This is a genomic window from Pseudomonas sp. YuFO20 (genome assembly GCF_035064975.1).
In the GTDB taxonomy this organism is placed as follows: domain Bacteria; phylum Pseudomonadota; class Gammaproteobacteria; order Pseudomonadales; family Pseudomonadaceae; genus Aquipseudomonas; species Aquipseudomonas putida_AE.
The window spans coordinates 54,302-74,220 of the sequence record NZ_JAXDEO010000037.1; the positions used below are offsets into that span (position 1 = coordinate 54,302).

The 19,919-nt window shown below is 61.5% G+C and carries 20 protein-coding genes; 8 read left to right on the plus strand and 12 right to left on the minus strand.

Annotated features, from left to right (window positions below; all coding sequences use genetic code 11):
• Window positions 1-32: 32 nt before the first annotated feature.
• Together SOP85_RS20590 and SOP85_RS20595 are read right to left on the minus strand one after the other, a co-directional pair.
• On the minus strand, window positions 33-1,343 hold the full coding sequence (locus SOP85_RS20590; RefSeq protein ID WP_274076907.1) for an ATP-binding protein: 1,311 nt from the start codon (window positions 1,341-1,343) through the stop codon (window positions 33-35).
• Window positions 1,340-2,080 carry a response regulator gene (locus SOP85_RS20595; protein WP_046816306.1) on the minus strand — a complete coding sequence of 247 codons (741 nt, stop codon included), beginning with the start codon at window positions 2,078-2,080 and terminating at the stop codon, window positions 1,340-1,342. The genes SOP85_RS20590 and SOP85_RS20595 overlap by 4 nt, the downstream gene beginning before the upstream one ends.
• A 302-nt stretch (window positions 2,081-2,382) precedes the next feature.
• On the opposite strand from SOP85_RS20595, the gene SOP85_RS20600 reads away from it, so the two are divergent.
• From SOP85_RS20600 to SOP85_RS20610, 3 genes are all read left to right on the plus strand, one after another.
• Entirely contained in the window at window positions 2,383-2,646 is a 264-nt protein-coding gene (locus tag SOP85_RS20600) for a DUF2790 domain-containing protein (protein WP_180206203.1), read from the plus strand.
• 48 nt (window positions 2,647-2,694) lie between these two features.
• The gene (locus SOP85_RS20605; protein WP_323607974.1) at window positions 2,695-2,907 is read left to right on the plus strand and encodes a hypothetical protein; all 213 of its coding nucleotides are present in this window, start codon (window positions 2,695-2,697) and stop codon (window positions 2,905-2,907) included.
• A gap of 156 nt (window positions 2,908-3,063) precedes the next feature.
• Window positions 3,064-4,278 (plus strand): cytochrome c biogenesis protein DipZ, encoded by a 1,215-nt coding sequence (locus tag SOP85_RS20610; RefSeq protein ID WP_323628067.1) that lies wholly within the window; start codon window positions 3,064-3,066, stop codon window positions 4,276-4,278.
• 15 nt (window positions 4,279-4,293) lie between these two features.
• On the opposite strand, the gene SOP85_RS20615 is transcribed toward SOP85_RS20610, so the two are convergent.
• Window positions 4,294-5,280 carry an AraC family transcriptional regulator gene (locus tag SOP85_RS20615; protein WP_323628068.1) on the minus strand — a complete coding sequence of 329 codons (987 nt, stop codon included), beginning with the start codon at window positions 5,278-5,280 and terminating at the stop codon, window positions 4,294-4,296.
• Window positions 5,281-5,458: 178 nt separating this feature from the next.
• Here SOP85_RS20615 and SOP85_RS20620 point away from each other — a divergent pair, with 178 nt between their 5' ends.
• Both SOP85_RS20620 and SOP85_RS20625 read left to right on the plus strand, forming a co-directional pair.
• Window positions 5,459-5,728, plus strand: a complete 270-nt coding sequence (locus SOP85_RS20620; protein WP_008063076.1) for a DUF4242 domain-containing protein — start codon at window positions 5,459-5,461, stop codon at window positions 5,726-5,728.
• A 39-nt stretch (window positions 5,729-5,767) separates the two neighbouring features.
• Window positions 5,768-6,580, plus strand: coding sequence for a class I SAM-dependent methyltransferase (locus tag SOP85_RS20625; RefSeq protein WP_323628069.1), 813 nt, complete (start codon window positions 5,768-5,770; stop codon window positions 6,578-6,580).
• A 285-nt stretch (window positions 6,581-6,865) separates the two neighbouring features.
• Here SOP85_RS20625 and pcsA read toward each other — a convergent pair whose 3' ends face one another.
• Window positions 6,866-7,588, minus strand: coding sequence for a phosphatidylcholine synthase (gene pcsA / locus SOP85_RS20630; protein WP_274076913.1), 723 nt, complete (start codon window positions 7,586-7,588; stop codon window positions 6,866-6,868).
• Between the two features lie 248 nt (window positions 7,589-7,836).
• Between pcsA and SOP85_RS20635 the strand changes: the two genes are divergently transcribed.
• On the plus strand, window positions 7,837-8,580 hold the full coding sequence (locus tag SOP85_RS20635; RefSeq protein WP_323628071.1) for a tellurite resistance TerB family protein: 744 nt from the start codon (window positions 7,837-7,839) through the stop codon (window positions 8,578-8,580).
• 99 nt (window positions 8,581-8,679) lie between these two features.
• On the opposite strand, the gene SOP85_RS20640 is transcribed toward SOP85_RS20635, so the two are convergent.
• A complete protein-coding gene (locus SOP85_RS20640; protein WP_323628072.1) occupies window positions 8,680-9,123 on the minus strand; it encodes a cupin domain-containing protein in 444 nt (147 codons plus the stop codon).
• Between the two features lie 42 nt (window positions 9,124-9,165).
• Window positions 9,166-9,591 (minus strand): potassium channel family protein, encoded by a 426-nt coding sequence (locus SOP85_RS20645; RefSeq protein ID WP_274076918.1) that lies wholly within the window; start codon window positions 9,589-9,591, stop codon window positions 9,166-9,168.
• Window positions 9,592-9,690: 99 nt separating this feature from the next.
• Here SOP85_RS20645 and ligD point away from each other — a divergent pair, with 99 nt between their 5' ends.
• A complete protein-coding gene (gene ligD, locus SOP85_RS20650) occupies window positions 9,691-12,306 on the plus strand; it encodes a DNA ligase D (protein WP_323628073.1) in 2,616 nt (871 codons plus the stop codon).
• Window positions 12,307-12,424: 118 nt separating this feature from the next.
• On the opposite strand, the gene SOP85_RS20655 is transcribed toward ligD, so the two are convergent.
• The 6 genes from SOP85_RS20655 to potE form a co-directional block, all read right to left on the minus strand.
• The gene (locus tag SOP85_RS20655) at window positions 12,425-13,102 is read right to left on the minus strand and encodes a DUF3313 domain-containing protein (RefSeq protein WP_274076921.1); all 678 of its coding nucleotides are present in this window, start codon (window positions 13,100-13,102) and stop codon (window positions 12,425-12,427) included.
• Between the two features lie 44 nt (window positions 13,103-13,146).
• Window positions 13,147-14,415, minus strand: coding sequence for an OmpP1/FadL family transporter (locus SOP85_RS20660; protein WP_274076922.1), 1,269 nt, complete (start codon window positions 14,413-14,415; stop codon window positions 13,147-13,149).
• Between the two features lie 198 nt (window positions 14,416-14,613).
• Window positions 14,614-14,892, minus strand: coding sequence for a DUF3303 domain-containing protein (locus SOP85_RS20665; RefSeq protein ID WP_323628074.1), 279 nt, complete (start codon window positions 14,890-14,892; stop codon window positions 14,614-14,616).
• A 177-nt stretch (window positions 14,893-15,069) separates the two neighbouring features.
• A complete protein-coding gene (locus tag SOP85_RS20670) occupies window positions 15,070-15,471 on the minus strand; it encodes a hypothetical protein (RefSeq protein ID WP_274076924.1) in 402 nt (133 codons plus the stop codon).
• A gap of 191 nt (window positions 15,472-15,662) precedes the next feature.
• Window positions 15,663-17,948, minus strand: a complete 2,286-nt coding sequence (locus SOP85_RS20675) for an Orn/Lys/Arg decarboxylase N-terminal domain-containing protein (protein ID WP_274076925.1) — start codon at window positions 17,946-17,948, stop codon at window positions 15,663-15,665.
• Entirely contained in the window at window positions 17,945-19,354 is a 1,410-nt protein-coding gene (gene potE / locus SOP85_RS20680) for a putrescine-ornithine antiporter (RefSeq protein ID WP_274076926.1), read from the minus strand. The genes SOP85_RS20675 and potE overlap by 4 nt, the downstream gene beginning before the upstream one ends.
• Window positions 19,355-19,537: 183 nt before the next feature.
• Between potE and SOP85_RS20685 the strand changes: the two genes are divergently transcribed.
• The gene (locus tag SOP85_RS20685; RefSeq protein WP_274076927.1) at window positions 19,538-19,867 is read left to right on the plus strand and encodes a hypothetical protein; all 330 of its coding nucleotides are present in this window, start codon (window positions 19,538-19,540) and stop codon (window positions 19,865-19,867) included.
• The last annotated feature ends 52 nt before the right edge of the window (window positions 19,868-19,919 follow it).

Genomic DNA, 19,919 nt, shown 5'->3' on the forward strand with positions numbered 1-19,919 from the left:
CGTTCCCACGCGCGTGGGAACGATCAACAGTATCACCCGCGCAATTTCAGCTCCGCACACAACCCACCACCCTCACGATTGCTCAATGTCAACGATCCCCCGATCGCCAACGCCAGCTGCTGCGCAATCGCCAGTCCCAACCCGGTGCCACCCGTGCTGCGGTTACGTGAATTTTCCACGCGGTAGAACGGTTGCATGACCTGGCTCAGTTCCGCTTCGGCAATCCCCGGGCCGCGGTCCATGACCTTCACCGACACGCTGCCATCGGTTTGCTTTTCCACCAGCAGTTCCGCTGCTCCGGCGAACTTGAGGGCGTTGTCCGTCAGGTTCACCAGCACTCGCCGCAAGGCGTGGGGGCGGGTGTCGATGACGGTGGTGCTTTTGCCGCTCAACTGCACTTGCTTGCCCATGTCCTGATAATCGAACACCAGGCTGTCGAGGAACGAGTCCAGGTCGGTGCGCCGGCTTTCTTCAGTGGCGCCATGGACGCTGCGGGCATACGCCACGCCTTCGCGCACCAGGTGTTCCATCTCGCCGAGGTCGTTCCACAGCTTGTCTTTCTCCACCGAGTCGTCCATGAATTCGGCGCGCAGTTTCATCCGCGTGATCGGCGTTTGCAGGTCATGGGAGATCGCCGCCAGCAATTGCATGCGTTCCTTCAGGTAGGCGGCGATGCGCGCCTGCATGGCGTTGAAGGCCTTGGCGGCGTGGGCCACTTCGGTCGGGCCTTTTTCGTCCAGCAGCACCGGGTGGGTGTTGGGGTCGAGGCTGTCCACGGCTTCGGCGAGGCGGGTCAGGGGGCGGATGGCGATTCGCACGGCCAGCCAGGTGCAGGCAATCATCAGCGCCAGTTGCCCGAGCAGCATGAAGGGCAGCCAGGGCGACAGCGGCACCATCGAAGGCCGCACGTCGATGGTCAGCGGGCTACCGTCCGCCAGTTTCAGGTGCACCTGGAAGTGTTTCACCGGCCCTGGAATGTCGGTGAAGGTCATCGGGTAGTCCTTGCCGATGGAATTCTTGATCGAGGTCATGGCAATCGGTGCTTCGGGCATGTCCGTGTCCATGGAGGTACCGGGCGAGCCTTCACTCAACAGATAGCGATAATTGCGCCGGTCCAGTTGTTGCAGCCAACTGGCGCGTTCTTCGGCCGGCAGGCGATCGAGGATGGCGATGGAGGTCGAGACGTCGGTTTCCAGGTTGCCGAGCATGGTGTTTTTCGAGATTTCATAGCGCTCGTAGTACTGCGCACCGAAGGACAGCGCCTGGGCGAGGATCAGGCCGACCAGGAAGATCAGCGACAGCCTTGACGCCAGGGTGCGGGGCCAGCGAAGCGTGCGGTTCATGCTGGCGCACCGACGATTTCCACCGGCAGGGAAAACACATAGCCCTCGCTGCGCACGGTCTTGATGTAGGCCGGTTCGCGGGCATCGTCCAGCAGGCGCTGGCGCAGGCGACTGACCAGCAGGTCGATGGAGCGATCGAACAGGTCGGCGTCGCGGCCCTGGGTCAGGTTGAGCAACTGGTCGCGATTGAGCACCCGCTGCGGGTGATCGAGGAACACCCGCAGCAACCGATACTCGGCGCCGCTGAGGGCGACCATGGTGCCGTCGCCATCGAGCAGGTGTCGGGCGGAAGTGTCCAGGCGCCAACGACCGAAGGCCAGCAGGCGGCTGGATTCGGTCACCACCAGGTTCGGTGGCAGCATGCGTGTGCGGCGCAGCACGGCGTTGATCCGGGCCAACAGTTCGCGGGCGGCGAAGGGCTTGACCAGGTAGTCGTCGGCACCCATTTCCAGGCCGATGATGCGGTCGGTTTCATCGTTGCGCGCGGTGAGCATCAATACCGGGGTGGCCTTGTGTTTGCCCGTGCGCAGCTCGCGGCAGAGCATCAGGCCATCGTCGCCGGGCATCATGATGTCCAGCACGATCAGGTCCACCGGCGTGGATTCGAGGAAGCTGCGCATCTGCCGGCCATCGGCCACGACTGTGGTGCGCAGGCCGTTTTTCTTCAGGTAGTTGCCCACCAACTCTCGTATCTCGCGGTCATCGTCAACGATGAGAATGTGATCGACGTGCTCCATGGATTTGCCTCTGTCAGTGGGGGATGTCGCACAGTCTATCGAGCCTTGGCCCGCTCGCCCGTCGCCCTTTGTATTGCAGTGTATCTGGCCTGTGGGCGGATACACACCGACGCAAAAACAGGCATTTCCCGGGGTTTTGTATCCCTCTGTATCCCGGCCCGGTCCAGATACTTTCCGATTTACCCGCGCCGGTTCCCGACACATGCGGGATACCTCGCGGGCTTCTAATAGGTTCCATCGAGGCAGACCACAGCGCCTCTACCCAACCAACGATCTACCTGTCGAACCTTGAGGAAACCACCATGAACACCAAAGCCATCTACGCCGCTTGCCTGTTTGCCGCCCTGAACATCTGCACCTTGTCGGCCCGCGCCGAAGCGGATGTGACCCCGATGAGCTACAGCTACGGCACGCACCTGGACATCAAGAAAGTGGTGTCGTTGAAACAGGATGCCTCGCCTTCCTGCGGTGTGGTGAATGCACAGCTGACCTACCTGGATTCCCAGAGCAAGACCCAGGTCCTGGACTACCGCAAATTGGCTGACAACTGCAGCTCGGACAACTGAGTCCAGCGATCACGCTTAGCGCATTCCACTCACGCCAGGAAGAACATCATGAACAACGTTACCCGCTTTTTGACCGCTTTTGCTTTCTCCGTTGCCGGCGCCGCGGCCCATGCCAACGCCGCTGTAGAACAGAACGCTTGTGGCAGCAGCACCTGCTTTCAGCTGACGCCGGTGGCCGAGAAGGGCGGTGATGCCTTCCTCGCCGAGAACGGTTCCAGCCGTACACCGCAAGGCAAGTTGCTGGATGGCCAGACGGCCTGATTTGCGAATACCACGCCGATCCCCTGTAGGAGCTGGCTTGCCAGCGAAGGCGGCAGCCCATACAACCCGGGTTGTGGCTGTTAGACCGCTTTCGCTGGCAAGCCAGCTCCTACAGGGAGCGGTCCATGCTACCCAAAATTTTCAATGGTGACCCCCATGTTACTCATCGCTTTCCTGGGCGGCATATTGACCGTCCTCAGCCCCTGTATCCTCCCGGTCGTACCCTTCCTGTTCGCCGGTGCCGACCGTACACGCTCGTCGATCATGCTGACCCTCGGCGGCATGGTCCTGACGTTTGCCCTGATCTCCAGCCTGGCCGTGGTCAGCAGTGAATGGGTGATCCAAGCCAGCAACACCGGGCGCCATGTGGCCCTGATCGTGATGGTGCTGTTCGCCCTGTCACTGATTTCCGCACGGGTCGGCGACTGGTTGGCGCGTCCGTTCGTAGCCCTGGGTAATCGCATCGACCCCAACAGCCGCAAGATGTCCGGCCCGCTGAGTTCGGTGATGATCGGCGTGGCGACCGGGCTGCTCTGGGCGCCGTGCGCCGGGCCGATCCTCGGGGTGATTCTGACCAGCGCCATGCTGCAAGGCGCCAACGCCGGGACCAGTCTGTTGCTGGTGGCCTACGGCCTGGGTAGCGCATTGTCCCTGGGCACCTTGATCTTCGCCGGTCGTGGCCTGGTCAATCGCCTGAAGCCGTCGATCCCGGTCACTGGCTGGTTGCGTCGGGGTGCCGGTGTGGCGGTGTTGTCCGGGGCGGCGGTGATTGCCACCGGCACCAACGATGTACTGCTGGCCAATACCTCGTCGCAAGGGGTCAGCAGTGTCGAGAAAGGCTTGCTGGAAAACGTGCCGAAGGTCGTCGATTACTTCGTCAGCAAGGTCAAGGCCGAGTCCATGGACAACGCCCAGGGCGCCATGCCGTCCCTGACCGGTGCGGTGGAGTGGATCAACTCGCCAGCGCTGACCAACGAATCGCTCAAGGGCAAAGTGGTGCTGGTGGACTTCTGGACCTTCGACTGCATCAACTGCAAGCACACCCTGCCGTACGTCAAGGACTGGGCGAAGAAGTACGAGAAGGACGGCCTGGTGGTGATCGGCGTACACACCCCCGAGTACGGGTTCGAGCGCATCATCGACAACGTCAAGGACAAGGTGAAGGAATACGGCATCACCTACCCGGTCGCGATCGACAACAACTATGCGATCTGGCGCAACTTCGACAACCAGTACTGGCCGGCTCACTACCTGATCGATGCCAAGGGGCAGGTGCGTTATACCCACTTTGGCGAGGGCAGCTATGAGACTCAGGAGAAGGTGATCCAGCAGTTGCTGGAAGAGGCGAAGGCCGCTGCTCCAGCGGCTTGAGATCAAAGGACCGCATCAATGGCTCACCTCACCGTGGGCCATTGTGCGTTTCTCCTGACTGCGCCGCCACGCGGCTGGCGGCGCACCATACTCACGACGGAAGGCCCGACTGAACGCCGTGTCGGTCTGGTAACCCACCTCTTCGGCGATGCGTATCAACGAACTGTTACTGCTGCGTAACAGGTTGGCGGCCAGCAACATGCGCCATTGCGTCAGGTACTGCATCGGCGAAACCCCCACCAGTTGCGCAAAGCGTTCTGCCAGGACCGATCTCGAGGTGCCGGCCGTGCGCGCCAGTTCATCCAGGGTCCAGGCGTGGCAGGGTTTCTTGTGCAGGGCGTTGAGGGCCGCACCGACGATCCGGTCACTCACGCCGGCCAGCCAACCGGTACGACCCTCGCCTTGTTCGTGCATGTACAGGCGCAGCACTTCGATGAACAGTACCTCGGCCAGTTTCGCCAGCACGCCTTCGCCGCCAGGCCTTGGCGAGCGCGCTTCGGCCAAGGCATAACGCACCGAAGATTCCAGCCAGATGCCGGCGTTCGAGCCACGCACATTGACCCTGACCACGGGCGGCAGCCCTGCCAGCAACATGCCGGCCAGACGCGTGTCGCAGGCCAGGTAGCCGCACACCAGGCGCGTCACCGCGCCGCCACCGCCATAACTCAACTGCCGCGGGCGCCGCGCCAGTACCTCGTCGAGCCGCGCACCGCTGGCGGGCGTCAACCCGGGGCGCGAACTCATGCGATGGGCGTGTCCCTGGGGGAATATCACCACGTCGCCGGGGTTGAGCAGCAGCGGCGGATCATCCCCCAGTTCGACGTAGCACTCGCCCTCGGTGATCAGGTGAAAGATCACCACCCGTTCGGCGCCAGGCTCCAGGAACGGCGCCGCCGTGTCTGCGCTGGGCGACTGATAGCACCAGGGTGCGGTGAACCTGGCGTTGATGAAGATCGCGCCGACCAGGCGGACGACACGCAGGGTCTGTGACAGGGCGTCCATGGGCGTTTTTCCCGTGTGGGGGTTTCCGATTGTGAACGCGTCACGGCTTAACGTGAATTCTCCGGACGATCGGGCAGTGTTGGCCGACGATCGGACAGGACGCCAGTCAGCGGCAGAGAGATAGTTCGCACACAGGGCCACCGGGTCCTGTCATCAATAACAATAAAGTGAGGTTGCCATGCCCAAGTTCGTCATTGAACGCGAGATTCCAGGCGCCGGAGCACTGTCAGAAAGGGATTTGAAAGCCGTCTCGCAAAAATCCTGCAGGGTGTTGCGCGAGTTGCCAGAGGTGCAATGGCTGCAGAGTTATGTCACGGGCGACAAGCTCTATTGCGTGTACATCGCGCCTAACGAAGAGCTCATCAGGGAGCACGCCAGGCAGGGCGGCTTCCCGGCCAATCGCATTTCCCAGGTCATGAACATCATCGATCCGACCACGGCTGAGTGAGCGTGCGCCCGATCCTGTTCCAAACCAGAGATTGTCTCCATGAGTACACCTATTGATCTTGCTGCCTTGAAAACCCGTCAAATGGCCGCGTGGGCCAGTGGCGACTACGCCGTGATCGGCACCACCCTGCAGATCGTCGGCGAGCAACTGGCCGAGGCCTGCGACCTGCTGTGCGATGAGCAGGTGCTGGACGTCGCCGCCGGCAACGGCAATGCGACCCTGGCCGCTGCGCGTCGCGGTTGCCGGGTTACGTCCACCGACTATGTCGCCGCACTGCTCGAACGCGGCGAAGACCGCGCCCGTGCGGAACGCCTGAACGTGACCTTCCAGGTGGCTGACGCCGAGGCGCTGCCTTTCGCCGATGGCAGTTTCGACGCCGTGCTTTCAACCTTCGGCGTAATGTTTGCCCCCGACCAGGCCAAGGCCGCCGCGGAGCTGGCGCGGGTGTGTCGCCCGGGCGGGCGGATCGGCCTGGCCAACTGGACGCCGGAAGGTTTCGTCGGCCAGATTTTCAAGACCCTGGGGCAGCACATGCCGCCACCACCCGGCGCGCAACCGCCGTCGCTGTGGGGTACCGAAGCCTGGCTGCGCAAGCACTTCGACGAGCACGACTTCCTGCTGCAGGTCACTCGCCGGACCTTCAACTTCCGCTATCGCTCGGCCGAGCATTTCATCGACACCTTCCGCAGCTGGTACGGTCCGATCCACAAGGCCTTCGCGGCACTGCCCCCCGATGGCGCCAAGGCCCTGGAAGACGACCTGACCGAACTGCTCAACCGCCTGAACCGGGCGGGGGACAGGTCGATGGTGGTGCCCAGTGAATACCTTGAGGTGGTGATTACGAGGCGTTGAGCCCTCTCGGCCACGGATGGCCGATGGCGGCGGGCCCCCTGTAGGAGCAGCCGGTCGACGCTCGATTGCTCGCGAAAAACCTGAGAGCACCGCGGTGTATCAGGGGGCCCGCGTCATCGTTGATCTCCATCGCGAGCAGGCTCGCTCCCACAGTAGATCGGGTACGGCCGCGGTAGATGGGGCGTCTGGCAGGACGCCTTCGCTACAGTAAATCGGGTACGGCGGGACAACCTCCGCCCCGGTTTGCGCGGGGAGCCGAGTCGTACGATATGGATAGGCATGGCGTTATTTGAGCCGCGACTCGCCGAACCACTCAAGCGCCGTGCGCCAGAAACAGATCCCCAGAAAATACGCCGACATCAGCAGCCAAAGCCCCATGACCAGGGGATTGATCACCGGGTGGTTGATCACCAGGGACAGGCTGCATAGCAGCCAGATCGCGGTCACGGCAATGTTGATCGGCATGAAGCGGCGCACCCGGAACGGATGCAGGAATTTCATGCGGGTCAGCGTCAACAGCGCCAGGCCGATCACGGTGAGGAAGGTGATCCAGGGCGACGGCGCAATGATGTACAGGCACAGGGCAACCACGTTCCACGCCGCGGGGAAGCCCTGGAAGTAGTTATCCTTGCTCTTCATGTTGACGTTGCAGAAGCAGAACAGCGACGACACCAGGATCAGCGACACGGTCAGCAGCAGCGTGTAGTCCGGCAGCGGGATATAGCGATAGATGAACAGTGCCGGGATGAACACATAGGTCAGGTAATCGATCACCAGGTCGAGAATCGAGCCGTCGAAACTCGGCAGTACCGTCTGCACATTGACCTTGCGCGCCAGTGCGCCGTCCAGGCCATCGACGATCAGGGCCACGCCCAGCCACAGCAGGCAACGGGTCGGCTGGTTTTCGAGCAGGGCGAGGGTGGCGAGGAAGGCGGTGACCACGCCGGTAGCGGTAAAACCATGGGCACCCCAGGCTTTGAGCCTGGCGATGTGTAGGGTTGATATCACGGGGGCGCTCTCCAGAAAGTGCAGCAAGCCAGTCATCGCCCTCTTCTGGCGGGCGGCGGCAAACCGGGTGGGGTTGCAGGTATCGACCGGGTATCCGGGAATAAGGTTCACCCCCTATGAATCTTAGCTGCGCCACAAGAAAACACTGCGGATAAAACGGCGCTGTGTCAGCCAGACGGTGGTAGCACATTCACCCGCGAAGGCTATCGTTGTCTGACTGGATCACTCCCTTCGATGAGGACGTCGTCATGAACACCAGCGATCTGCTCGAACAATTACTGCGGGCCGGCCAGGGCTCGAGGGCGCAACAGGGCGGCGGTGGGGCGTCGGCTCAAGGTGGCCTGGGTGACCTGGGCGGACTGCTCGGCGGCCTGTTGGGCGGTGGTGGCGCAAGCAGCGCCGGGGCAGGCGGCATGGGCGGCCTGGGCGGATTGCTCGGCGGTTTGCTGGGTGGAGGCTCGCGAATGGGCGGTGCGCCGCAATCGCGCTCCGGGGGTGGTGCCAATTATGCAGCGCTGGCCTCGCTGGGGATGATGGCCTTCCAGGCTTACCAGGCCTGGCAACGCAGCCAGGCCACGCAGCAACAGCAGGCGCCGCAACAGGCGATGCGCACGGTGGACATGCTGGCCGGGCCGGAAGTCGAGGAACACAGCCATGCGATCCTGCGGGCATTGATAGCGGCGGCCAAGGCCGATGGCCGGATAGACGAGGCCGAAACGCTGATGATCAGCAAGGAAATCGGCCGTCACACCGACGACCCAGAGCTTCAGCAATGGCTGGATGACGAAGTCGCCAAACCGCTTGACCCTTGCGAAGTGGCACAGTCGGCAACGGATTCCGGCATGGCTGCGGAGATGTACCTGGCCAGCGTGATGCTGGTGGATGATCAGCAGGATGCCGAACGTAGTTACCTGGATGAACTGGCAGCGGCGCTGGGCATCGAGCCGGATCTGCAAGTGCATCTGGAACAGCAGGCCCACGGCACCACCTGACGAGAACCCTGTAGGAGCTGCCGCAGGCTGCGATCTTTTGATCTTGATTCTTTAAAATCAAAAGATCGCAGCTTGCGGCAGCTCCTACAGGGGCGACGATCACGAATTCGGGGGGGTTGGCACCAGGAACGTCACGCCAAAACGCTCGGCCACCTCGAATATCCGCGGCAGGTCCCCGGGTACCTTGAACTGATCCATCGCCGTGAAAAACTGCCCGCCCCGGGGATCGGATACCACGCCGATCATCTTCGCGGTGGGACTGACGTTCTTGTAGGCATGGATCGCCCCGGCAGGAATGTGCACATAGCCCCCGGCCGAGACGATGCTGGATGTGCCTTCGACGGTCACTTCGACCTGCCCCTCCACCACATAGAACGCCTCGTCCCACGGGTGAAAGTGCGGGGGCGGGCCGCCACCTTGCACGCCTTCCTGGATATGCATTTCAAAGGGTTTGCTCAGATCGCCGCCGGCCAGGACAGTGATCGTTTCGCCCACGACATTGACCGATGCCGGTGGGGCCTGGAGGACATGGACCGTGCGCATGATTACTCTCCGCAGATGAGACGGCACCCGCCGATTGTAGGCTTATTTGCCCTTCCAGTACTTCTGCATTTCCAGGAACAGAAAGGACGCGGTCCATGAGATGAGCACCAGCCCGGTAAGGGCTTGCAGACCGGTCAAGTACTTGAGGTCGCCGACAGGCGAAATATCGCCGAAGCCGATCGTCGTATACGTGGTGAAGGAGAAGTAGACGCAGTCCATCAGCGAGCCGTCGAAGTTGCCTGTCAGGCTGCCCCATTTGCCGGAATGCACCATCAGGTAATAGACCAGGGCAAAGCACCAGACCTCTATCGCGTGGGCCAGGAGGGCGCCGAATACCCCGACGACAATTCTGAAGCGGCTCCACAACTTGAGCCGTGGCAGCCAGTCATTCATGCGCAGCAAACATTCGTAATGGATCACCACGGTGATGATGACCACCAGCGTATTGATCAGCGTGACTGCCAACATGGCAAATCTCCAGCGAAAAAGGACTGAACCTTCGCGCACTCATCCGGGGTCTCATGACAATAACGGTTTGACTCAAGTCATGAACCCGGCGGAGGCGCCATGGACAAGCCGCTCGAAAAATACAACGACATGCGGGACTTCGACAAAAGCCCCGAGCCTTCCGGTGTTTCCAGGTCTCGCGGTCGAAAGGGCAAGGCCCATGCGCTGCTTTTCTGCATCCAGAAGCACGATGCAACCCGGCTGCATTACGACTTCAGGCTGGAGCTCGACGGTACGCTCAAAAGCTGGGCGGTGCCCAAGGGACCGTCGCTGGACCCCAAGGTCAAGCGCCTGGCGGTGCATGTCGAAGACCATCCGCTGGATTACGCCACCTTTGAAGGTAGCATCCCCGAAGGCCACTACGGTGCCGGTGATGTCATCGTCTGGGACCGAGGCGTGTGGATTCCCCAGGAGGATCCGGCCAAGGCCTACGCCAAGGGCCGGCTCAAATTCGAACTGCAAGGCGAGAAGCTCGCCGGATTGTGGAACCTGGTGCGCACGCACATGCCGGGCAAGCAGGAGCAGTGGTTCCTGATCAAGCATCAGGACGGTGCCGCCCGGCCGGAAAGTGATTACGACGTGGTGGCCGCCGAGCCCGACAGCGTGCTCAGCGAACGGACCCTCATTGCCAAAACGCCCAAGGCGGCCAAACCCAAGGCCGTCAAGCAGCCCGCTGCGCCAAAGCATAAAGAGCCGCGCAAGGAAAAATCCGCACCACTGACCGGCGCACACAAGGCCAAGCTGCCGGACCAGATCAAACCGGAACTGGCGACGCTGGTGGAAAAGGCCCCGGGTGGCCAGTGGAGTTATGAGGTCAAGTTCGACGGCTACCGGATCATGGCGCGCATCGACCACGACGAGGTCAAGCTCTTCACCCGCAACGGCCACGACTGGACCCACAAGCTGCCCGGCCAGGCCAAGGCGCTGGCCGGCCTGGGCCTGGAATCGGCCTGGCTCGACGGCGAAATGGTGGTGGCCGACGAGCAGGGCGTGCCGGACTTCCAGGCCTTGCAAAACGCCTTTGAGGCCGGGCGCAGTGGCAACATTCTCTACTACCTGTTCGATATGCCCTATCTCAATGGCGTGGACCTGCGCGAGGTGCCTGTCGAGGAACGCCGGGCTGCGCTTTCGACGGTGCTCAAGACCGGCAAGGACCCGTTGCTGCGCTTCTCCGAGTCCTTCGGTGAAGACCCGGAGGCCTTGCTCAACAGCGCCTGCCAGATGCAAATGGAAGGCCTGATCGGCAAACGCCTGGGTTCACCCTATGTCTCAAGGCGCAGCAGTGACTGGGTCAAGCTCAAGTGCAAGCATCGGCAGGAATTCGTCATCGTCGGCTTCACCGACCCCAAAGGTTCACGCAATGCCTTCGGTGCGCTGCTCCTGGGGTTGCATGACAAGGACAGCGGTGAGTTGCGCTACGCCGGCAAGGTCGGCACCGGGTTTACCGAGGCGACCCTCAACAGCATCCATGAACAACTCAAACCCTTGCAGACGAAGAAGCCCGCTGTGGTCAACCCGCCCAGCGGTGCCGAGTTCAAGGCCGTGCACTGGCTCAAACCCAGCCTGCTGGCGGAAGTGGCCTTTGCCGAAATGACCAAGGACGGTTCGGTGCGCCATGCGGTGTTCCATGGCCTGCGTAACGACAAACCTGCCAAAGACATCACCGAAGAGCGTCCGACTGCCGTGAAAACTGCCCCTGGGAAAAAAACCGCCGCCGCCAAGCCTTCCCCCGACAAGGCATCCGCCGCGAAGAAGAAAGCCGAACCCGCGCCTTCGCAGATCGGCCTTGACCAGGGCAAGGTGCGCATCACCCACCCGGACCGGGTCATCGACGCCAGCAGTGGCGCGACCAAAGTGCAACTGGCGGAGTATTACGCCAGCGTCGCCGAGTGGATTCTGCCGCAGCTCAAGGACCGCCCTGTGGCCTTGGTACGGGCACCGGACGGCATCGCCGGCGAACTGTTTTTCCAGAAAAACGCCGAGCGCCTGGCCATCCCCGGCATCACCACCCTCGACCAGAAACTCACGGGCCAGCCGATGATGGTCATCAACAACGCCGAAGCCTTGATCGGTGCGGTGCAGATGAGCACCGTCGAGCTCCACACCTGGAACGCCACCTCGGACCACCTCGACAAACCCGACCGGTTCGTCCTCGACCTCGACCCGGACCCGGCGCTGCCGTGGAAACGCATGGTCGAGGCCACCCAGTTGACCCTGACGGTGCTCGATGAACTGGGGCTCAAGGCGTTCCTCAAGACCAGCGGCGGCAAGGGCATTCACCTGGTGGTGCCGCTGACCCGCAAGCTCGGCTGGGATGAGGTCAAGGACTTCAGCCATGCGATTGTCAGCCACATGGCCAAAATGCTGCCGGAGCGTTTTTCCGCGGTGTCGGGGCCGAAGAACCGGGTGGGGCGGATCTTCATCGATTACCTGCGCAACGGGTTGGGCGCGACCACCATCTGCGCCTACGCCGTGCGTACCCGGGAAGGGTTGCCGGTGTCGATGCCGATCTTTCGTGAAGAGGTGGAAGAGCTCAAGGGCGGCAACCAATGGAACATTCACAACGCGCATGAACGCCTGGCCGAAGTGGGCGATGAGCCTTGGGCGGACCTGAAGAAAACCCGGCAGACGATTACTGCGGAGATGCGCCGGCGGGTGGGGATGAAAAAAAACTGATACCCCTGTACACCCCTGTAGGAGCTGCCGCAGGCTGCGATCTTTTGATCTTGATCTTAAAAATCAAAATCAAAATCAAAAGATCGCAGCCTGCGGCAGCTCCTACAAAGGCCGCGGGTTATTTATTGATGAACGCCTGGAAGTCGCTACCCAACTTGTCGATCGCCGTCTTGAAATCCTGGGCGGTGATTTTCTGTTTGTCATTTTCCAGCGTGGTGCCAAAGACCTTGCGCACGACCCGGCCTACGGACTGATTGTTCTTGGCGTCGATGAACTCGGCCTCGATATACAATTCAGTGTTTTCATCGCGGATACCGGTCGCTGCGGACACACCGCCCACGACCGCTGCGATAGGCACCACTTCATACCAGTGCATGCCTTCGGGAGAGGCACTGACCCCGGTGATCGCTGCACGCATGACCAGGGTCTTCGAACCGGCCGGCGCGGCGGCCGGGCTGGAAACGACCCGGTACTTCTGCCCCAGCGTGGTCTTGGCCTTGTTGGTCATGTAGTTCTGGATTTCGCTCAGCGTCTGCTGGTTGACCCGCTCATTGGGTTTGGGCGCCGGGTACATTTCCAGACGGGTGAAGGCCACGGTGTCATAGGCATTCGGGTTGAATGACGGGCTCACCCAACGCATCGCTGTACCGCCGCTGGGCGTCTCGACTTCCTGCAGGTTGTTGTAGGTGGACAGGTAGCCGGAGTACTGCTCCTTCTCGGTGACTTTCGACGTACAACCGCCGAGCATGAGCCCGGCCAGGGCAGTGCCGACAAGCAATTTGCGGGTCAGGTTCATAGTGCTGTTTACTCCTTGGTTAAAATCGTTCTTTTTTTTAACTATCAGAAACGCCAGGTCATGTTGCCGGTCAGGGCCGAAATCCAGGCAGTGTCGAACTGACCGGAAACTCGATTGCCCGACGTGGATTTGGTCTGGTCTACCGGCATATCCCCAAGATAGACCATGGCCCAACTGACGTTGACGTCGGTGTCCTTGTTCACAGCATAGGTGGCTCCTGTGGCAATGCGCCAGGATTCGGCCATTGGCACGGTCAACGTGCGGTCGCTGTCCGAAACGGGACTGCTGTCGTATGCCACGCCGACGTTCCACAGCAGTTGCGGCGTGGCCTGGTACTGCGCGCCGAGCGCCAGTTGCCAGGTGTCCTTGTAGTTGGCATCGATTGTAGTCGAGCGCGCATCGATGGACGTGGTGTCGACCTGCACGCCGACCTCGCCGAACTCCGACCAGTCCTGCCAGTTGACCGAGGCGAGCAGGGCCCACTGCCGATCCAGTTGCTGGAAAAGGCTCAGGGTCACGGTTTGTGGCACCGTCAGATCGAGCTGGGTGTTCAGGCCATTGAGCCTGTCCAATGCCGGGCCATTGCCTTTGATGTCCAGCCCGTCTTCGAAGTCCAGATCGACCTTGCTGGTGTAGGTCAGGCCAATTCGCGTGCCGGTTTGCGGGGCGTAGATCACCCCTACGTTCGCGCCAAAACCCCAATCCTCGTCCTTGTACTTGAACTGGCCGTCGCCGCGATCGGTGAAGCCGAATGGCGAGCGGTCGATGGCGGTCTGGGCCTGCAGCATGCCGTACATGGCCTTGACGCCGACGCCTACCGACCATTGCTCGTTGAAGCGGTAAGCCACGCTTGGCACCAGAGACAGACCACCGAGGCTGGCGTTCTGCGAGAAGTAGCGCCCGGACCAATCGTTGTCGTAATTGACCGCCAGGCCAAAGTCGGCGTACTGGCCAAAGCCGATGCTCCAGTGGTCGTCCAGTTCATGGGTGATGAAGAAGCTGCCGCCGGGAATCGGATCGAGGGCGTTACCACTGCCACTGCCCGGGACATTGGTGTCGCCGTCGCGATTGAACTCCAGGTTACCGTAGAGCACCTGCAAGCCACCGGTGATTTGCGTGCCCGGCAGATAGCTCATGCCCGCCGGATTGCTGGCGATCGTCGAGGGACCCTGGGCTCGGGCAGCGGCACCGGCGTTGGCCAGGCCTGCGTTATCGGTGCCGATTTCGTAAAGCATGATGCCGCCGGCGTGGGCCTGCTGGCAGCACAGTGCTAACAGGGTGACGGCGGGCAGGGCGGATGTTTTTACCTGCATGGGATCACCTGCGCAAATGACCATGATGTACTGGCGTTAATCCCCTGGAAGAAGTCCCGTGACGGCCCCAGGATTTTGGATCACTCGCGAAAGAGCGTAGGTATTTATGCTGAAAAATCCAGTCATTGGGTAAGTTAAACCGCCAGCTCCCGTCTCCCCGAGTCAAGGCGGCGAGATTGCCTCGCCGCCTCGATGCCATTACCTGCCGGCAGTGGCTGCCAGTAGAGGCGCCACCTGTTCGTCGGTCAGTGCCGCCTGGACCTTCATGGTCATCAGGTCGCTCCATTGCAGTACCCACTGCTGGATCGGTACCGCGTCGTTGGCCTCTGCAATGCCAAAACCGGCCGCGCCGCCGACGGCGTGCCAGCGCCCGAGCATCTTGACGCCTTCCGGTGGCGCACCACCGGTCTTGAGAAAGCGCTCGATCGTACTGTTGCGATTGGCCGTACTGATTTTCCAGCTGACGATGAATAACATCTGCCACCTCCTTCCAGGGATTGGCACCTGTGTGTCTGCGCGCACCGGGTTGGCGCCGGGACCACGGTCACGTTTGCCTTGCCAGGGTCATCCTGCCTGGCCTGAAACGCTTGCTCCCTTGAGAAGGCATAGCAGCGCCGCGCACTTCACGTACGACCGTCGATCTTGTTCGGGGTGTCAGGTATCGCGCAACAGGTCGTTGGCGTTGAGCAGGTCGTAGGCGATTTCCGGGCGTTTTTCCATGGCGCGACGAATCGCGGCAGGGATCGAGGCGCGGGTCTTGCGGCACAGCCCCGGCAGTTCGCCGACCTGGATGCCGATGCCGCGCATGGTCCGCACTTCGTTGAAGCTGGGCACGATGTCCACGCGGATGCCCAACTGCTCGAACATCCGCCGTTGCAGGTGCTCGAGGTCCTGGAGGCTTTGCAGGTTTTCCAGGCGGTCGACCAGGCGTTTTTCTTCGGTGCGGGTCAAAAACAGGATGCGCAGGTCCGCGCCGGGTGTTTCCAGCAGCGGGTCACGCCCGCAGTCGCAGGCACCGGGCGGGCAGGGTTGGCGGATCGGAGCGGAGGTGGTCATGGGGTTCAATCATAGAGCGCTGTGATTGAATTTGCCCATAGGCATTTGGACCGACGTAGATCCAGATGTGGAATGAGATCCCTGTGGGAGCGGGCTTGCTCGCGAAGGCGGTGTGTCAGTCAATTGAAATAGTGACTGACAGGACGCCTTCGCGAGCAAGCCCGCTCCCACATTGGTTTTGTGCAGCCCTGTTATTTCAGTACCAGCATCCGATAAACCCCGGCCTCGGCTTCAATCCCGTGGGTGTCATGGGTGAACCCCGGGAAGGATTTGTCGAAGGCTTCCAGCGCCTTGAGATAGGCCAGCAACGGACCGTCGGCAGCCCCGGCGTTCTCACCCGGCATCAGCAAGGGAATGCCCGGCGGATACGGCACGATACCGGTGGCGGCGATGCGCCCGGCGGCCTGTTCCAGGGTGACCAGTTCGATCTCGTTGCGCACCAGTTTCTCGTAGGCCTCCACCGGGCTGAACACCGCTTGCGGCAACGTGCCGAATGCCTGGGACATGGCCGAGGTGGTCTTGTGTTGCTTCATGGCGGCAAAGATTTCGTCAGCCAGGTCCTTGAGGCCCATGCCGGCGTAGCGGGTCTGGTTACCGGCCAGCAGATCCGGCAGGCACAGCTCCAGTTCGACGTTGTCGTCATAGTCGCGCTTGAAGTCCAGCAGCGCGTTGACCAGGGTGCCCCACTTGCCTTTGGTGATGCCGATGGAGAACAGGAACAGGATGGTGAAGTCGGTGGTTTTCTCGACGACGATGCCCTGGCGCCCCAGGTACGCGGTCAGCACGCACGCCGGGATGCCGGTCGGGAGTAGATTGCCGTCATCACCCATGCCGGGGCTGAGCACCGAAACCTTGATCGGGTCCAGCATGCAGTAGCCTTCCTCGATGTCACCGAAACCGTGCCACACCTCGTTCGGGTGCAGGACCCAGCAGTTCGGCTCGGTTTTGAGCAACACAGGATCGACTTCGTGGAACGGCACCGTGGCATTGCCCACCTGCACGGTCGGCGGCTGCCAGCAGGTGAAGAACCAGTCGTCCTTGCTCAGCATCTCGTGGTGCATGCGCGAGATGACCTGGCGGAAAGACACGGCTTCCTCGATGGATTCGCTGGTGAGGATCTGCCCGCTGGGCGCTTCCATCATCGCCGAGCTGACGTCGCAGGAGGCCATGATCGCGTAGTTCGGCGAAGTCGAGGCGTGCATCATGTACGACTCGTTGAAACGCCCGTGTTCGATCGGATTACGGCCGTTGCGCACGTGAATCATCGAGGCCTGGGACAGGGCCGCCAGCAACTTGTGGGTCGACTGGGTGGCGAACACGGTCGGCTTCGACGCATCGTGATCGTCCGGGCTGCCGTGCATGGCGTGGCGGTCGCGGTACAGCGGGTTGAAACGCGCGTAGCCGTACCAGGCTTCGTCGAAATGCAGGCGGTCGACGCTCTGGCCCAGCAGCTCTTCGACGCGGGTGACGTTGTAGGTCAGGCCGTCGTAGGTGGAGTTGGTGATGATCGCGTGGACCGGCGTCGGGTCGATGCCGTCCTTGACCATCGGGTTGTTGGCAATGGCCGCTTTCACGCCTTCGGCGCTCAGGGTTTGCGGGAGGATCGGGCCGATGATGCCGTAGCGGTTGCGCGTCGGCACCAGGTAGGTCGGCAGCGCCCCCGACAGGGTCATCGCGTGCTCGGCGGACTTGTGGCAGTTACGGTCGCACAGGGCAATCTGGTTGCGCGTGACGCTGGCCATGAGGATCACGCGGTTGGACATCGACGAGCCGTTGGTGACGTAGTAGGTGCGATGGGCACCGAACACCTTGGCCGCGTAGCGCTCGCCCTGGCCAATGGGGCCGCTGTGATCGAGCAGCGAACCCAGTTCACCGACCGAGATCGACAGGTCGGAACGCAGCAGGTTTTCCCCGAAGAACTCGTAGAACGCCCGGCCCGCGGTGCTTTTGAGAAACGCCGTGCCACCGGCGTGACCGGGGGTGTGCCAGGAATATTCGTAGGACCTGGCAAACTTCACCAGTGCCCCGAACATCGGCGGCAGGGCGGCCTGGCGATAGCGCTCGATGGCCGCCATGATACGTCCGCTGAGGAAGCGGCTGGTGTCTTCGGGCAGCCAGATGAAGTCGTCGGCGTGTTGCATGACCAATAAAGGAATGCTCGACGCGGTGGTCCGGTCGCTGATCAGGAACACCGGCACGCGGGTGTTGCGTTCGCGCAGTTTGACCAGCAATTTGATGCAGTCTTCGTGATCTTTGCTGGTGTCCATTTCCCAGCTGATCAGCACGCATTGCACGGCCGGGTCCGAACGCAGGATCGACGCCGCATCGCTGAGGCTTTCCGAGGCCAGTACGCTGACGCCACGACCCTCTACGTCGCTGACCAACTGATCCAGGGCGCGGCCAAACACCGTGCGCTTGTCCGCCGGGTCGCTGACCAATAGCGCGAGCATCCCGAGTGAATGTTTATAGTCCGTCATGCGTTAACCTCCAGAGTGGCTTTATTCAGGCTGTTCACCGGCACCGGTTTGCCAGTGAGGTGCTGCGCGCTGACAGTTTGCGTCGGCACGCTGTTGTTGAGCGCTTCGAGGCGAATCAGGCGGTTGTTGACGAAGCCGAAAAGCGTGTAGCCGAAGATGGTCGCCACGCCGCCGAGCATCAGCGCTTGCTCGCCCGAGCTGTAGAGCGCCAGGTAGCTGTAGGCCGCGGCCACCCAGGCAATGATGTTGGTGGCCAGCGCCTTGCCGGCCGGTACGTTGGACACCTTCTGCATGGTCATCAGCGCGGCCATGGAGAGGATGTAGGGCACCAGGTTGGTGACCACCGCGAGGTTGACCAGTGTGTCGAACTGTTTACTGAGGTCCGGGCTGATGGTGAGGAAACCCAGCGCCGTTTGCGCGGCCAGCAGCACCAGCATGCCGACGATCGGGGTTCCGGCCTTGTTGGACTTGGCGAAGATCGACAGGAAGTAACCGGTGTCCGCCGAGCTTTTGTAGACCTGGGCAATGGTGAACTGCCAGCCCAGCAGCGAGCCGATGCAGGCCAGCACCATCGCGGCCATCACGATGTCGCCCACCAGGGGGGTGAACATCTTGGCGAAGACCAGGCCGAACGGAGCGGTAGAGGCGGCCAGTTCCGGGTTGTCGACGATGCCGGCGATGACGTTGGTGGACACGATGTAGATCACCGCCGCGCCGAGGGTGCCGCCGAGAACCGCGATCGGTACGTTCTTTTCGGGGTTCTCCACCGCATCGGTGTTGGCGCACGCCGATTCCAGGCCGAGGAAGGCCCACAAGGTGATCGCTACCGAGGCCCCCGCGGCGTCGAGCCAGCCCATGTTGTGCGGGTTCCAGCCAGCGGCGTAAACGCTGCTGTCGAACCAGAACCAGCCCACGGTGGACACCAGCACCACCGGCGCAATCACGCCCCAGACGGTGACTGCGCCAATCCGGCCGGTAATCCGCGCACCGCCAAAGTTGGCGAACGTGGTGATCCACAACAGCGCAATGGTCGCCAGGCCCACTTGCAGCGAATCCAGTTGAATGTGGAATAGCTCCTGGATATAGCCGACCGCGGTAATGCTGATCGCCACGTTGGCAATCAACAGCGAGAGGCCATAGGTGTAGTTGGTGATGTAGTTACCGGCCTTGCCGAAGGTGTACTCGGCGTATCCGCCCATGCCCCCCGTTTTTCGGCTGAGCATCCCGCATCGTGCAAAGGCATAGGCCAATGCCAGTGAACCGGTGGCAGTGATCAGCCAGGAAAGTATCGAAATTCCCCCGACTTCCGCGAGTTTAGAGGGAAGTAGAATTATCCCTGAGCCCAACATGTTGACTGCGGTCAACATCGTCAGTTGCCCCACACTCATTTTCTTTGCGACTGACATTCCGTTGCCTCTTTTAGTTGGCGGAGAGAGCTTAGCTATAGCAAAGTTTTGAAATGTCGCAAGAAAATGACTTTCGTTTACTGATGCAGGTCAAGGAATTGCACAGAAGGCATTATGCTGGCCCCCATGTTCTTCGCTTGTCGCCAGAATCGCTTCATTTTCAGGCGGTTAGGTGGAATGCAAATGCGCAATGTCTGGGTCGTGCTGATCTCTTTCGGCGTCGCGGGTCTTACGGTTTCTGCCCAGGCCAAGGAACTGAAGCCCGGTGATACTTATATGTGCAGTTGGGGCGCGGGCACCGCGGCAAGAGCCCAGGAACTCAAGTTGTCCGGGGTTTCGCTGTATGCGGCGCGGCAAAAAATCCAGTCGTACAAGTTCGCCAAGTCGTGGATGCGGATGATGGCAATGGGCATTACCGAACAAACTTACGACAGCCCGACGCGGATCAAACCGGCGGCGGTTCGGCAGAGTTTTTATGATGATTGTTTGAAGTACAAGTTGGCGCGTAAGTAAGATCAAGAGATCGCAGCCTGCGGCAGCTCCTACAATACCGTGGCCTGTAGGA

Excerpts from the sequence above, each read along its gene's own strand:
- SOP85_RS20625 (WP_323628069.1), top strand. The coding sequence starts at position 5,768 with ATGAGTACACCTATTGATCTTGCTGCCTTGAAAACCCGTCAAATGGCC.
- SOP85_RS20665 (WP_323628074.1), bottom strand. The coding sequence starts at position 14,892 with ATGTTATTCATCGTCAGCTGGAAAATCAGTACGGCCAATCGCAACAGT.
- SOP85_RS20610 (WP_323628067.1), top strand. The coding sequence starts at position 3,064 with ATGTTACTCATCGCTTTCCTGGGCGGCATATTGACCGTCCTCAGCCCC.
- SOP85_RS20655 (WP_274076921.1), bottom strand. The coding sequence starts at position 13,102 with ATGAACCTGACCCGCAAATTGCTTGTCGGCACTGCCCTGGCCGGGCTC.
- SOP85_RS20590 (WP_274076907.1), bottom strand. The coding sequence starts at position 1,343 with ATGAACCGCACGCTTCGCTGGCCCCGCACCCTGGCGTCAAGGCTGTCG.
- SOP85_RS20670 (WP_274076924.1), bottom strand. The coding sequence starts at position 15,471 with ATGACCACCTCCGCTCCGATCCGCCAACCCTGCCCGCCCGGTGCCTGC.
- SOP85_RS20600 (WP_180206203.1), top strand. The coding sequence starts at position 2,383 with ATGAACACCAAAGCCATCTACGCCGCTTGCCTGTTTGCCGCCCTGAAC.
- SOP85_RS20605 (WP_323607974.1), top strand. The coding sequence starts at position 2,695 with ATGAACAACGTTACCCGCTTTTTGACCGCTTTTGCTTTCTCCGTTGCC.
- SOP85_RS20640 (WP_323628072.1), bottom strand. The coding sequence starts at position 9,123 with ATGCGCACGGTCCATGTCCTCCAGGCCCCACCGGCATCGGTCAATGTC.
- potE (WP_274076926.1), bottom strand. The coding sequence starts at position 19,354 with ATGTCAGTCGCAAAGAAAATGAGTGTGGGGCAACTGACGATGTTGACC.
- SOP85_RS20595 (WP_046816306.1), bottom strand. The coding sequence starts at position 2,080 with ATGGAGCACGTCGATCACATTCTCATCGTTGACGATGACCGCGAGATA.
- SOP85_RS20620 (WP_008063076.1), top strand. The coding sequence starts at position 5,459 with ATGCCCAAGTTCGTCATTGAACGCGAGATTCCAGGCGCCGGAGCACTG.
- SOP85_RS20645 (WP_274076918.1), bottom strand. The coding sequence starts at position 9,591 with ATGTTGGCAGTCACGCTGATCAATACGCTGGTGGTCATCATCACCGTG.
- SOP85_RS20660 (WP_274076922.1), bottom strand. The coding sequence starts at position 14,415 with ATGCAGGTAAAAACATCCGCCCTGCCCGCCGTCACCCTGTTAGCACTG.
- ligD (WP_323628073.1), top strand. The coding sequence starts at position 9,691 with ATGGACAAGCCGCTCGAAAAATACAACGACATGCGGGACTTCGACAAA.
- SOP85_RS20635 (WP_323628071.1), top strand. The coding sequence starts at position 7,837 with ATGAACACCAGCGATCTGCTCGAACAATTACTGCGGGCCGGCCAGGGC.
- SOP85_RS20685 (WP_274076927.1), top strand. The coding sequence starts at position 19,538 with ATGCGCAATGTCTGGGTCGTGCTGATCTCTTTCGGCGTCGCGGGTCTT.
- SOP85_RS20615 (WP_323628068.1), bottom strand. The coding sequence starts at position 5,280 with ATGGACGCCCTGTCACAGACCCTGCGTGTCGTCCGCCTGGTCGGCGCG.
- SOP85_RS20675 (WP_274076925.1), bottom strand. The coding sequence starts at position 17,948 with ATGACGGACTATAAACATTCACTCGGGATGCTCGCGCTATTGGTCAGC.